The following is an 11,161-nucleotide window of genomic DNA, read 5'->3' on the forward strand; positions in this document are numbered from 1 at the left end:
GAAGAAGAAGCTTATGATGAAGCAATTGGAGTTATCCCCAAAACCATGACAAACCCCGAGCCCACTGACTATGCTGCTCTTATCCGCGCTGTGACTCCCAACAGCGAACGAAAGCATCCTGAGTGGCTAGACCCTGGGCAGCAGCTCTTTTCTCCCAAGTACGGCCAAGGCGAGGTTATGTCTTGGATGGGTAACACACTTATAGTGAAGTTTCCCGGATACTCGGTTCCCGTTCTATACAAAAATTGGCAGCAAGCTGTTGAAAAAAGTGAAATCGCCCCTGGAGACGCATCTAAAACACCTGAATCCTTATCCGAATCTGAAGAAAATGGTGCAGGTAAAATACAGTCTGCTAGCTTTTCTCAAGTAAGTGCAGCAGAAATTGCCGCTATTCCTCAACCCAAATTTAGAGCGATCGCGCTTGAGTTAGCTTCACATCTTAGCGCTGTTCGCATTACCCCTCCCGCATCTGGTTCGTTGGATGCCATTCCCAAAGACTTACCCTCCCCCTTACAAAATGCTCTTCGGGGATTGGGAATTAAGGAACTGTATTCGCATCAAATTGAAGCCTTAGATTGCTTGCGGAAGGGCTGCGATTTGAGTATTGTGACTCCTACAGCATCGGGAAAAAGCCTGTGCTACAACCTCCCCATTCTAGAAGATTGTTTGAACCGCCCTCAAACTTCCGCGCTCTATATCTTTCCGCTGAAAGCTCTAGCTTTCGATCAGTTTCGCAAACTCCAACGTATTGTCGAAACATTTCCTCAAGAACAGCGGGTAAAAGTGGGGCAAATGACTGGAGATACCCCCTACACCGAACGTTTGGAACTCTTTGTGCCTTTTCCCCCCAATATTTTAGCGGTCAGTCCCGACTTGCTGCACTATCACTTATCCAAGATTCCGCGCGTCTCACAATGGGAACCCTGGCGGAAATTTCTGCGGCGGTTGCGGTGGGTAGTTATTGATGAAAGCCATTCCTATACAGGCGCGTTTGGAGCTCATTTTGCTAACCTAATGCGCCGTTTGCGTCGGGCGGTTGATAGCGTGGGAGGCAACAGCAGCCAACTCCAATTTATTTGTTCTTCTGCCACGATTGGAAACCCCCGAGACATGGCAATGAGATTTAGCGGTAGAATGTCTCAACCCGACCAATTGCATTTAATTGAAGGCAGCGGAGCGGGCAGTGCTGGAAAAACTGTTCTGTGTTTGGCTCCCAGTGACACACCAAATTCCGATGCTTGTAAGATTGTGTTATCTTGGCTACAACAAGGCTTAAGCGGAATTGTGTTTTGCAATAGTAGGGGAGCCGTTAAAAAACTTGTAGATTTAATTCAAAAAGAAAGTACGCGACAGGGAAATAGTTATTTAGCACCAAAAGTGGCTGCTTTCCACAGTTCTTTAAAAAGCGATCGTCGCCGAGATATCATCAACCAACTGCAAAGGGGACAACTTAAAGTAATTATTTCCACATCAGCACTAGAAGCGGGTTTGGATTTACCAGAATTAGATTGCTGTTTGGTGAAGGGATATCCCGGTTCTATTATGTCCTTTCGTCAACGGCTAGGACGTGCTGGAAGAATCAGTCCGGGATTGGTAATTTTCTTGCCAGTTGCCCAAAGTTCCTTAGACTACTATTACGGTAAGCATCCCGAACAATTGCTCTCAGGAGAAGTAGAAAGCGCCGCATTCAATCCCAATTATCCCACCATTGTGAGCAAACACCTGGAATGTTGCTGCGTCGAAAGCGGTTTGCCTGCTGTTGAGGTTGAAAGTCGATTTGATGCTGTAGGAGGTGCCGTTGCTGAGGCACTGCTGAAGCAAAAAAGACTCTCCCTCTCTCGCAATGGTACGCTCCTTCGAGGGCGAGGAGAACCTCATCTAGGAGTCAATATTAGAGGCAACGCTATAGATGCTATTGAATTAATTGACGAGAATACGGCAGAATCCTTTGAAAAAATGTCGCGTGACATTGCCTATCGAGAAGTCTTTCCCGGCGCAATTTATACAGCTTTTGACGAAAGCAACCGTTTAGTTACTTATCGGTGTCAAAGCCTAGATATCGACCAAAAAAAAGCAATACTCCAGCCCTTTGAAGAAGATCCCAGCTTATTTACCGAACCTGATTTAGGTTTGCAAATCGAACTTTTAGAAAACCTAGAAGAGCCCCGCATTATTCCTACCAGCTTATCCGAAGCAAGGCTGAGATTAACTTTGGGATGGGGGAAGATTACATCAGAAGTAACGGGCTATAAGCTTTGTAAAAGAGAATATCGACAAACTTGCACTAATGTCAAATGCCGCTGTCACCAACAGCCCCTTGAAGGTAAAATATGTACGTCTTGCGGTCGGACTTTGAAATCGATCGAAATAAATAAACTTATAAAATTAGTCTCATTCAATCCGCCCTATCAAATACAATATGAAGCTCCTGTCGTTAAAGTCGAAGTAAATCCGGCTCTAATTGGAGCAATTACAGGTGAAGTTAACCGCCACAAAGCTAGTGCAAGAACCCAATATGGAGATGATATTCCTCAAGAGTTAAAGGGTTTGTTTGAAGGCAATGCAGTTGCAGTTGCTCTGCACAGTATGGCTCATCAAATTCAACTAGCTGTTCCCCTAGTCGTGCTTTCCTCTACTCACGATGTGAACTGTACAGTAGAGCAAGATGATTCGGGTATCGTCGCCTATTTTTTTGATACCACAGATGGGGGAAATGGAGCATCTGAAGAAATCGGGAAGCAGTTACCGTTATTCGCTGCTAAAGCAATGTCTCTAGCCTTAAATTGCGAGTGTTCTGACGGTTGCCCTAAATGCTTGATTCAGATTGGCTGTCCCCAACAAAACCAGGGGCTGCACAAGAAAGTCGGTTTGTTTCTGCTTGAAGCAATAGCTACAAATTCTTCAATTTCACAGCCGATAAATTGTCCGGTGCCGATTCCTGGTAAAAATTCATGATATCCCAATCGATCGCATCCTCGGGGAACAGCGACAATTGCCCCGGCGATACGTTAGACTGACCGCGGTTGTGGTACGACAGGTGACACGCGGTACACAGAGCGATTAAGTTCTCTGGGCGGTTGTCCTCCGGTATCCGATTGCGGTGGTGCACCGTCAAAGTCAAAGCACACCGTTCGGATTTAGTTAAGCCGCTTTGTTTGCCGGGTCGGAGGCATTGTTGATGGCACTTAGCGCAGCGCCATCCCGCGTTTTCCTTGATTGATAGCGCAATCTCTTGCCAATTGTCGGGATACCTCTTGGGTTTTGCCATAGTTTATTCCTCACCATTGGCGCGATCGCTTTTCCTGTTACCGGCCGGGTCCCATTTAGAGAGCTGCGAATCCTCGAAAAACTCCGCTGCAATAAGTTTCCAAGTTGGCTTCAATCCATTGGGCCGTTTCTAGATAGCCCAAAGCTACGGCTTGGAGTCGAACCGTGTTGGCATGGAACATATTAGTCGTCTGTGCTTCTCGAACTGCATCAATCCCTTCCAGGATGCGTTCCGGTATTTGGATCGGTTCCTCTGACTCTAGCGAACCGGGCAGCTTCCCCAAACCGAGATATTCTTTTACCCGCAGCTCGAAGTTAGCCTCAGCTTCAGCTAAGTTCGTGAAGTAGCGGCCGAAATAAAAGCCGCCGTCTTGACAGTTGTAAAAATGAGTTACCCACTCCTCATCCTTGCGCCATTCTCTGAGAGTAATGTAACCGGGGGCTTGAGAGCCGTCGCCGGGGATGGGATGCGATTTTAATATGGGGTGACTTTGAGCGTTCATAGATAATTTGTGTGTGGTGAACTAGGAGAATTTTTAGTCGATCGGCTTGAGTAACTTTAAAACTAAGTAGCAACTGTCGCAGGGGTGCAGGGCGCGTTGCGGGTGCACCGGTATTCTTTCATCTGATTGGCTAAGCGCGAGGTTTGAGAAACTGTAAAAGTTCGTCTCCGTGTTTTCCAATCGGGTTGTAGCCAATTGGCAGCCAAAAGTAATCCGAACCCCAATAATCCCCGTCAAAATCTTTGAGCCACCAGTCGTCATCTACGCCGCCCAAACAAATCTTCTCTGCGTTGAAGTAAAGCTTGATTCGCTGAAAATTATTAGCCATAAGTTTAACGAACAATTAAAAAGCAGGTGAATACTCAAATACTGGTTGCCAGATACTATTAATAAGTCTACCAGTTTTTGCTGTATTGTAGTTGCCTGTCAAACAAGAACGCCGGTGAGGTTTAGACTTGCCTGTTTGCAGCTTTATGGTTTCTCCTAAAGGATGGTGGCTGTCGATAAAAAACTCGTTGCGCTTGTGCAACCTCTCTAGAAACCGCTGGTGCGGCAGTCGGTGGAACTTACCGCCGCTACCTCGATTGCAGGTAACGCAAGCTAGCACCAAATTCCACACGCCGTCAACGGATTGAGCAATCTCGTTTCTGATTGCGTAGGGGAAAAAGTGATCCACATCCGTCAAATCTCCCGCTCCGCTAACAATCGAAATCTCCCCGAAACAATAGAAACACTTGCCCTTTTGGTAGCCGTTGAGAGCGCTGCGGCACGAAGTGATGTTGGTGCGGCGGTTGCTTTGAGTAAATAGCAAACTTTCCTCGGCATCGTAGCCCACAGCAATCAGGTTGCGGGAAATGCCGAGTTCCCACGCCGTTTCGACTAAGCGCCACCTCGACTCAATCTCAGCCGGTAAGTTCTGGGCTTGATTGCTTTCTAAGAGCCGAAACAACTCATCGGTCAGGGCGATCGCTTTTGCCCTAGAACCCAAGCGCTCGTTCGTGAAAAAACGTGTAGGAATAGCGGATGAGTTGAGGTTGTGGAACTTATCGAGCACCACCTTTAGCCCTTCTTTCGCCGTAATTCCAATCAACTGGTCGTAACTAATCTCCTCTCGGTTGTATTGGCGGCAAGCTTCCAGAAAAGGATAGGGAACTTTAGTTTGCACAGATTGGCTGTCACACAGGCGCAGGTGTTCCAGAGTATGCCGCGCATACGGCTCTGCCAACTCATCCAACGCAATTAGGGTTTTGCCCCCCGGTGCTAGCTCCAACAGCGATTGGGCGAGCGCGAACTTATAGGAAGCAGCGTTTGCACCGAACAATATGATACCGCGCCAATACTCATCCAGCGAGGGTGCATCTCCCAAAAAATCTTGTACAGGCACTGTTGACAGTAGTTCGTTTACGAACTAAACTAGCTAGCAGGTTATAACAAGGCGGTCGCCCGAGTCCGGTCAAAGTCAAGAGCGATCGCCCAGCACCCAAAGCAAATCGGATACAAGATTAATGAAAGCACAGATTTACGTCAACAGGCACATCGTCGGTGCCAACAAAAAAGCTAGCAAGCTGAGGGGAACCTTGGTAGACGAGCGGGCTATCAGCATCAATACTTACTTGGGGTCGGTGTATGCCAAGCGGGTAGAATTCACCGGCGGCTGCGTGTTGGTTCAGGATGCGAGCAAAGCGCGGTGTTCGGGAGCGACTATCTGGATAGAAGCTGCATTTGAGAGTTTGGTCATCGACGGTGTGGCGGCAGACCGAGCGATGTTCGACAAGGGGAAAAGATGACAGTTAAAAAGTTCGTCGAAGCGTTAACCGACAGTTTGATCGGCAGCAAGATATTAGGTTTTACAAAAAGGGGAGTATGCTCAAAGGCAAAGATTACATGACCCAACAGCAGCAAGTCCTTGTTGCAGAATTCGAGGCTGGCATCGAATCGGAGTACGCGCTTTGTATAGCCCAGCTCCAAAAAGCCAAGCAAGCGATTGAATGGGGCGCGACAGACTTAACCGAACAACACCAAAACTTAGCCAATTCCGAAATTGATGCCCTCCGCAAGTATTGGCACGAGCGCTTAGAAGCCCTCATCAATCTTGCATCTTGGAGGGCTCCCAAGTTGCTGCAACAATTGAACGAAAAGTATCTTCAGGATATTCATTAATCCACCTTCGTGCAACGGCAATCTATTCATCACCTAAACCAATTACCCGGAGCCTAGCATCATGTATCACGAATTAGTCGAAAGACTCGCGCTTGTACTAGCTCAAACGGAAGGATGGGAAATTGAAGATATTCACGGCAGCAATCCCAGAATGAAAATTTATTTAAAGATGGCGGCAGCCTGCTTGGGTGAAACAGACAATTATCTCGAAGAACAAGGAATTGAATTCGGAGATTTAAAAGTTAATGCCAGGTATGAAATGCCGCAGGTACTAAATCAGGAGGAATGCTAAACATGAATCAACCCAATCAATACGATGCCGTACTCGGTGGTAACAGTCCAGGGCCCCGGCAAGGAAGTGCAGTTATGGGAATAGCTAACAGATACTCGGAACCGGAACACCGCCAATTTTGCTTGGATATGGCAGCAGCCCAAATCCCAGTCAGCCATTACGGCGGTCGCTTCTTTTGGTCGGGCCCGGCTGCAAGAGTCGCCGATCTTCAGGACGTGCTGAGCTTTACCAAAGTGAAATGTTTGTGGGATGAATCAGGCGGTGGCTTTGTAGTTTACCCCAGAGCTTACAGTCAAGAGTCGATCGGCAAAATGATGCACCAACTGAATGAAGAAAATCTTTTTCCTATTTATTCTTCTGCAAAAAGCGGCTCGTCCTCGTATAAAAGATTGGTCGATGCCTTTTTTGAGGTGATTCGGGTTGAGTTAGGCTGTCAAGCTGTAGAAAAGTAGGAGGTTAAAAATGAAAAAAGTCAATTATTTAGGGATAGAAGTAGAATCAAGTGTCATCACTAGCGAGGAATACAGCAGTCTTCCTCTTGCCGCGGACGGTGAGTTAGACCTTGCGGCCAGCCTAGCCATGCAAGAATTGTACAAAGTTTTTCGAGATAGAGGAGGTCGCGAGCTTGATAATTGTGCGGGATGGGCGGCCGTGGCAGGCTACCGAATCCCAGAGCTTAAACGTGCTGAATTTACGCTTTTGTGCAAGCAAAAGTGGAGGTCGCTCGTCCAGTACCTAGAAACCGATTATCGACTCCGCTAGTCGGTTAAATTGCAACACTATCGAGCTTTAAATATGCCGTATCTAAAGCTTGATTGCCACATAGTATAGAACAACACAGATTATGTTTGTAGCTCAATCCATCAGACAACCAGACCAGTTTTATTACGCCCATACTTTGTCGAGTGCTAAACGCTGGAAAACGCGCAGGGGTGCTGACAAAGCCGTTGCTCAATATCCCAACAGTTACATAGTAATCGCAGAAGCGGAAATAGGTTCGCCAGAACATCAAGCGCTGTTTTTGATAGCTCGCACCCGAGTAGAAAAAGCAGCAGAAGAGGCTTATCGGAACCACAGTTCCGAGGCTTTATCATCCGAATATCCCGACACTCATTTTGAAGAATTGGCGGTGCGGGCGTGGGAACGCTACCAGCAGCAGCGGTTGCAGGAGGTCACAATTTGAGCTTGTACGCCATCAGGTTCAAAAAGGATACTCGAGTGCGCTATGCCACCGAAACGCAGGGAAATCCCGAATACAACGCCATAGATTCGGCTTATTTGGAAGGAGCGAAAACTTGGAAAACAGAACGGGGCGCTAAAAAGTATCTCGAATCTCATGTTTTGGTAGGGCGGCAGGGTGAAAAAATCCAAGCCCGGTGGACAGAGATCGAAGTTGTGGAAATCTCAGCGCAGCAGCAATACCACGCTAACAATCCAAGCGTCATCAAAGAAGCAAAAGCCCGGTACGACATCAAGCGCCCGGTCTTTTCGTTCCGTCCAAAACCCGAGATTTTGGAATGGTTGGAGAAGGAGCGGTGCGAGGGTGAAAGCGATGCAGAATTGCTCAACCGCAAGTTGGGAAAGTTGATGAAGTTGGAACAATAATCTGGAGGAGATTGTGGACATTGAAACAATTAAGACAACATTGCTGTCAGAAATCGAACAATTAGAGGAATCGTTGCAGATAATTGCGCGCCGGGTCAAAGAAGGCAAGGCAATAGGTTCGCATACGAATGTAGATGCGTCCAAAATCAATAACTTGATTGGTAAATATCAATTGTTGGTGGCGATGTCAAACGAAGTAACAGAACCAACAAAGCGATGAACAATCCAACTGAAACTACCGATATAGAGCAATTCAAAGAATACTTGCACGATTTAGCTGCCGTGATGAAAAAAGTACCGGCCAGAACGGATTGGAAGTACCGGGGTTTTGAGGAATTGGTCTTGGATTGCGGAACTGTCATGGAACCCAAACCGCTGCCCAAAAACATCAAACAAGGTCAACCGAGACTTTGTTACGCCAACTGCCAGCAATTAGTCCTAAAAAACCGCAGCCTCACTTACGTTGAGGGTTATGCAATGGCTGCCGGCGTGTCTATCCCGCTGCAACACGCTTGGCTGCTCGATGCCAATGGATGCGCCATCGACCCGACTTGGGAAACTCCCGGCTGCTGTTATTTGGGAATTGCGTTCTCGACATCGTGGGTAAAATCAATTTGGCATTCTCGAAAGCAGCAGGGATGCCCCGACGAATTGAGCATTTTGCAGGGGAATTACCTCGAAGATTTTTCTATTTTCAAACAAGGATTCCCGGCTGAGGCTGTTGCTAAGATTTAGATTAGTTGATGACCGTTGCTCATTAACTCAAACTCTAAGTCCGCTTATTTTAGTTAAGGATTGTTACGATGATGTACAACTTTGTTTATTGTTTTGCGATTAAAGGAGATTGAGAAATGATCGATTACATCAATCAAAACGGTTTAGACGAGCTAACTCAAGATTTTTTATCCAGTTTTCCTTCTCACACGCACATGAGTTGGACGGAGTGGCAGAATGAAGCAGAAGCCTATGGGTTGGATGAGAATGAGATTGCTGAATTGCAGCAGTACCTTGAGGTAAGCAAGCAGCTCACCTCTCCTATCAGATTCGCCGGTAGGCAGTGGTGGCTGACCAAACAGGAGATTGAGCACCTCGAAGTCCTACAACAATATTTTCCTAATTGGGAAGATGAAGTTTTAGATAGAATGCAACGCCGCGAATTGGGTTACTTAAACAAAGATTGGCGGTTAAAAGAAAGGAAGAAAACTAAGCGTTTAGTTAAACAGTAGCAGGTGCAGTAGAAAAGATGGTTGAAGGGGGTGGATTCAATGAATCTCGCAGATAAAGCCAAGGAATTTGCAATTGTCCAACACGGCACTCAAAAATACGGCGAGCATCCCTACTCGTACCATTTGGATCGAGTATCCCAAGTGCTGGCCCAATTCGGTTGTGCAGGCGACGAAGCGATTGCTGCAGCAGGATGGCTCCACGACACCTTGGAAGATACGCCAACAACTTATGAAATGCTGGTGTCCGAATTCGGGAAAGAAACAGCCGATATTGTGTGGGCTGTGACCAGCGAACCGGGGATAAACCGAGCCGATCGCTTTCGCAAAACTGCCTTAAAAATCCAGTCCGACAAAAAAGCTTTAGCGGTAAAACTTGCCGACAGGATAGCCAACACCGAAGCCAGCTTCCAAAGCAATCCCAAACTCTACAAGATGTACGTCAAAGAGTTCGCGCTATTCAAACAACTCCTGTACAATCCCCAGGATTTCGAGCTAATGGCGATGTGGAATCGATTGGAAAACTCGAACAAATAAACCCAACATAACAGGAATTTCAACGGTGAATACTCGAACTCAAACTATCTCAGCACAGCAGATAAAGGAATATTTAGAAAACGTAGTTGCTGCTGTCGAAACACCGCAGAAAAGAGCTAACTGGATGTACCAAAGGTACGAAGAATTGGTGCTGCGCTGCGGCTTCCCGATGGAACCGAAACCGTTGCCTCCAACCGTTGAAGCTGGCGTACCGAAGTTTGGTTATTGGAACTGCCAGCAGCTAGCATTTGCGGATAACAGCCTCACCTACGCCGAAGGATACGCCCTTCATGCTGATGTTGGATTTCCAATTAGCCATGCTTGGTTGCTCGCACCCGATGGATACGCAATCGACCCGACTTGGGATTCTCCGGGGTGTTATTTTGGAGTTCCGCTTGCTACAGCGTGGGTGCAATCCGTTGTAGCGGCGCGCACTCGCATTGATAACCTGAGCATTTTTGACGGCAATTACATCGAGAAATTCTCGCTGCTCAAAGAGGGATTGCCGGTCGATGCTTTTGCTAACTTGCTGCGGTGAATTGAACTGGGTATTGTTGATTCTCAATCATGCTTCAGATTCTCTTGATTCCCACAGAAATTCTACAATTCGTTGAAAATCTTGAGCGTTTGGTGTATTGTTAAAATTCTTTAAGCTTGTAGCCATTGATAGCCATAAGTAGACTACAATTACTGGATGAAGCTAATAGATTACGCTTAACATCTTGGAATCGGCAAGCAGACAAAATAATTCAATAATTTACTTGGGGGTGAGGAAGACGAAACGAGTTGAAAAGCATCTAATTAAGAAAGGACACGAATGGTTTGATTACTGCGATAAAATAACAGATACTTCGCGCAGTTTATTCAATATGGTGCAGTATACGCAGCGACAATCATACTTTTACGGTCATGGATACTTGTCCCAATCCAAATTGGATAAACTGTTCCAGAAATATGTAAATTACAAGGCGATGCCCGCCAAGGTAGCACAATTAGTCTTGCAGCAATGCGCTGATACTTGGACAAATTACTTCAAAGCATTAGAAACCTACCGCAACGATGCTTCAAAGTTTACTGGCAAACCGAAAATCCCTGGCTATATAGAAGGCAGAAATTTGGTTAAATTCAACAATCAAGCCCTTGGTAAACGAGAATTCAATAAAGGTAAAATTGTACCTTCTATGTCCCCGATGCAAATTCCTGTAAAACCAGGATTGAAGTTCGAGGATTTGTGTGAAGTCAGGATTGTGCCGAAAACTGGATGCTTTGCGGTCGAGGTGGTTTATGAAGAACCAGATAACAGTCAATTCTTCTGTAGCTTAAATCCCTCACTCGCCGCAGCAATTGATATTGGCTTGGACAACTTGGCAACCATCGTCTTTAACGACCCTCGAATTCAACCAATTGCTGTTAATGGTAAGCCCTTGAAAAGTGCGAACCAGTTTTACAACAAGCAAGTAGCGAAGTATCGAAGGCTTATCAAAGTAGGAACCTCGCGCGGGAGCATCCCGGTTTTGCAAAAGCCTCAAATAGCCAAGAGGTCGTTGAGGTAAGCACAACGAAGTTTTAGCATT

At 46.4% G+C, this 11,161-nt stretch carries 18 protein-coding genes; 14 read left to right on the plus strand and 4 right to left on the minus strand.

Annotation, left to right across the window (positions count from 1 at the left end; genetic code table 11):
* Positions 1 to 45: 45 nt before the first annotated feature.
* On the plus strand, positions 46 to 2,955 hold the full coding sequence (locus tag QUA02_RS21665; protein WP_333030527.1) for a DEAD/DEAH box helicase: 2,910 nt from the start codon (positions 46 to 48) through the stop codon (positions 2,953 to 2,955).
* Here the strand turns inward: QUA02_RS21665 and QUA02_RS21670 are convergent.
* The 4 genes from QUA02_RS21670 to QUA02_RS21685 form a co-directional block, all read right to left on the minus strand.
* The gene (locus QUA02_RS21670; protein ID WP_333030528.1) at positions 2,891 to 3,268 is read right to left on the minus strand and encodes an HNH endonuclease; all 378 of its coding nucleotides are present in this window, start codon (positions 3,266 to 3,268) and stop codon (positions 2,891 to 2,893) included. The two genes, QUA02_RS21665 and QUA02_RS21670, sit on opposite strands and share 65 nt — an antisense overlap.
* 55 nt (positions 3,269 to 3,323) lie before the next feature.
* On the minus strand, positions 3,324 to 3,770 hold the full coding sequence (locus tag QUA02_RS21675; protein ID WP_333030530.1) for a DUF5049 domain-containing protein: 447 nt from the start codon (positions 3,768 to 3,770) through the stop codon (positions 3,324 to 3,326).
* 130 nt (positions 3,771 to 3,900) lie between these two features.
* A complete protein-coding gene (locus QUA02_RS21680; RefSeq protein WP_333030531.1) occupies positions 3,901 to 4,098 on the minus strand; it encodes a hypothetical protein in 198 nt (65 codons plus the stop codon).
* Positions 4,099 to 4,113: 15 nt separating this feature from the next.
* The gene (locus QUA02_RS21685; protein WP_333030532.1) at positions 4,114 to 5,154 is read right to left on the minus strand and encodes an HNH endonuclease family protein; all 1,041 of its coding nucleotides are present in this window, start codon (positions 5,152 to 5,154) and stop codon (positions 4,114 to 4,116) included.
* Positions 5,155 to 5,275: 121 nt separating this feature from the next.
* On the opposite strand from QUA02_RS21685, the gene QUA02_RS21690 reads away from it, so the two are divergent.
* From QUA02_RS21690 to QUA02_RS21750, 13 genes are all read left to right on the plus strand, one after another.
* Positions 5,276 to 5,557 carry a hypothetical protein gene (locus QUA02_RS21690; RefSeq protein ID WP_333030534.1) on the plus strand — a complete coding sequence of 94 codons (282 nt, stop codon included), beginning with the start codon at positions 5,276 to 5,278 and terminating at the stop codon, positions 5,555 to 5,557.
* 76 nt (positions 5,558 to 5,633) lie between these two features.
* The gene (locus QUA02_RS21695; protein ID WP_333030537.1) at positions 5,634 to 5,930 is read left to right on the plus strand and encodes a hypothetical protein; all 297 of its coding nucleotides are present in this window, start codon (positions 5,634 to 5,636) and stop codon (positions 5,928 to 5,930) included.
* A gap of 61 nt (positions 5,931 to 5,991) precedes the next feature.
* A complete protein-coding gene (locus tag QUA02_RS21700) occupies positions 5,992 to 6,222 on the plus strand; it encodes a hypothetical protein (RefSeq protein WP_333030539.1) in 231 nt (76 codons plus the stop codon).
* A 2-nt stretch (positions 6,223 to 6,224) separates the two neighbouring features.
* Positions 6,225 to 6,674: a hypothetical protein gene (locus QUA02_RS21705; RefSeq protein ID WP_333030540.1), complete on the plus strand. Its 450-nt coding sequence runs from the start codon at positions 6,225 to 6,227 to the stop codon at positions 6,672 to 6,674.
* 10 nt (positions 6,675 to 6,684) lie between these two features.
* Positions 6,685 to 6,984 (plus strand): hypothetical protein, encoded by a 300-nt coding sequence (locus QUA02_RS21710; RefSeq protein WP_333030542.1) that lies wholly within the window; start codon positions 6,685 to 6,687, stop codon positions 6,982 to 6,984.
* 82 nt (positions 6,985 to 7,066) lie between these two features.
* Positions 7,067 to 7,405, plus strand: coding sequence for a hypothetical protein (locus QUA02_RS21715; protein ID WP_333030543.1), 339 nt, complete (start codon positions 7,067 to 7,069; stop codon positions 7,403 to 7,405).
* A 35-nt stretch (positions 7,406 to 7,440) separates the two neighbouring features.
* Complete coding sequence (locus QUA02_RS21720) at positions 7,441 to 7,827, plus strand: hypothetical protein (RefSeq protein WP_333030545.1); 387 nt, start codon at positions 7,441 to 7,443, stop codon at positions 7,825 to 7,827.
* 13 nt (positions 7,828 to 7,840) lie between these two features.
* Positions 7,841 to 8,047, plus strand: a complete 207-nt coding sequence (locus tag QUA02_RS21725) for a hypothetical protein (protein WP_333030548.1) — start codon at positions 7,841 to 7,843, stop codon at positions 8,045 to 8,047.
* A complete protein-coding gene (locus QUA02_RS21730) occupies positions 8,044 to 8,562 on the plus strand; it encodes a hypothetical protein (protein ID WP_333030551.1) in 519 nt (172 codons plus the stop codon). The genes QUA02_RS21725 and QUA02_RS21730 overlap by 4 nt, the downstream gene beginning before the upstream one ends.
* A 116-nt stretch (positions 8,563 to 8,678) precedes the next feature.
* Positions 8,679 to 9,053, plus strand: a complete 375-nt coding sequence (locus QUA02_RS21735) for a hypothetical protein (protein ID WP_333030553.1) — start codon at positions 8,679 to 8,681, stop codon at positions 9,051 to 9,053.
* 39 nt (positions 9,054 to 9,092) lie between these two features.
* Positions 9,093 to 9,587, plus strand: a complete 495-nt coding sequence (locus tag QUA02_RS21740) for an HD domain-containing protein (protein WP_333030555.1) — start codon at positions 9,093 to 9,095, stop codon at positions 9,585 to 9,587.
* Between the two features lie 25 nt (positions 9,588 to 9,612).
* Positions 9,613 to 10,125 (plus strand): hypothetical protein, encoded by a 513-nt coding sequence (locus QUA02_RS21745; RefSeq protein ID WP_333030557.1) that lies wholly within the window; start codon positions 9,613 to 9,615, stop codon positions 10,123 to 10,125.
* A gap of 229 nt (positions 10,126 to 10,354) precedes the next feature.
* The gene (locus QUA02_RS21750) at positions 10,355 to 11,140 is read left to right on the plus strand and encodes a hypothetical protein (RefSeq protein ID WP_333030560.1); all 786 of its coding nucleotides are present in this window, start codon (positions 10,355 to 10,357) and stop codon (positions 11,138 to 11,140) included.
* Positions 11,141 to 11,161: the final 21 nt, after the last annotated feature.

The organism is Microcoleus pseudofavosus SVA1_A4 (genome assembly GCF_036700565.1).
GTDB lineage: Bacteria > Cyanobacteriota > Cyanobacteriia > Cyanobacteriales > Microcoleaceae > Microcoleus.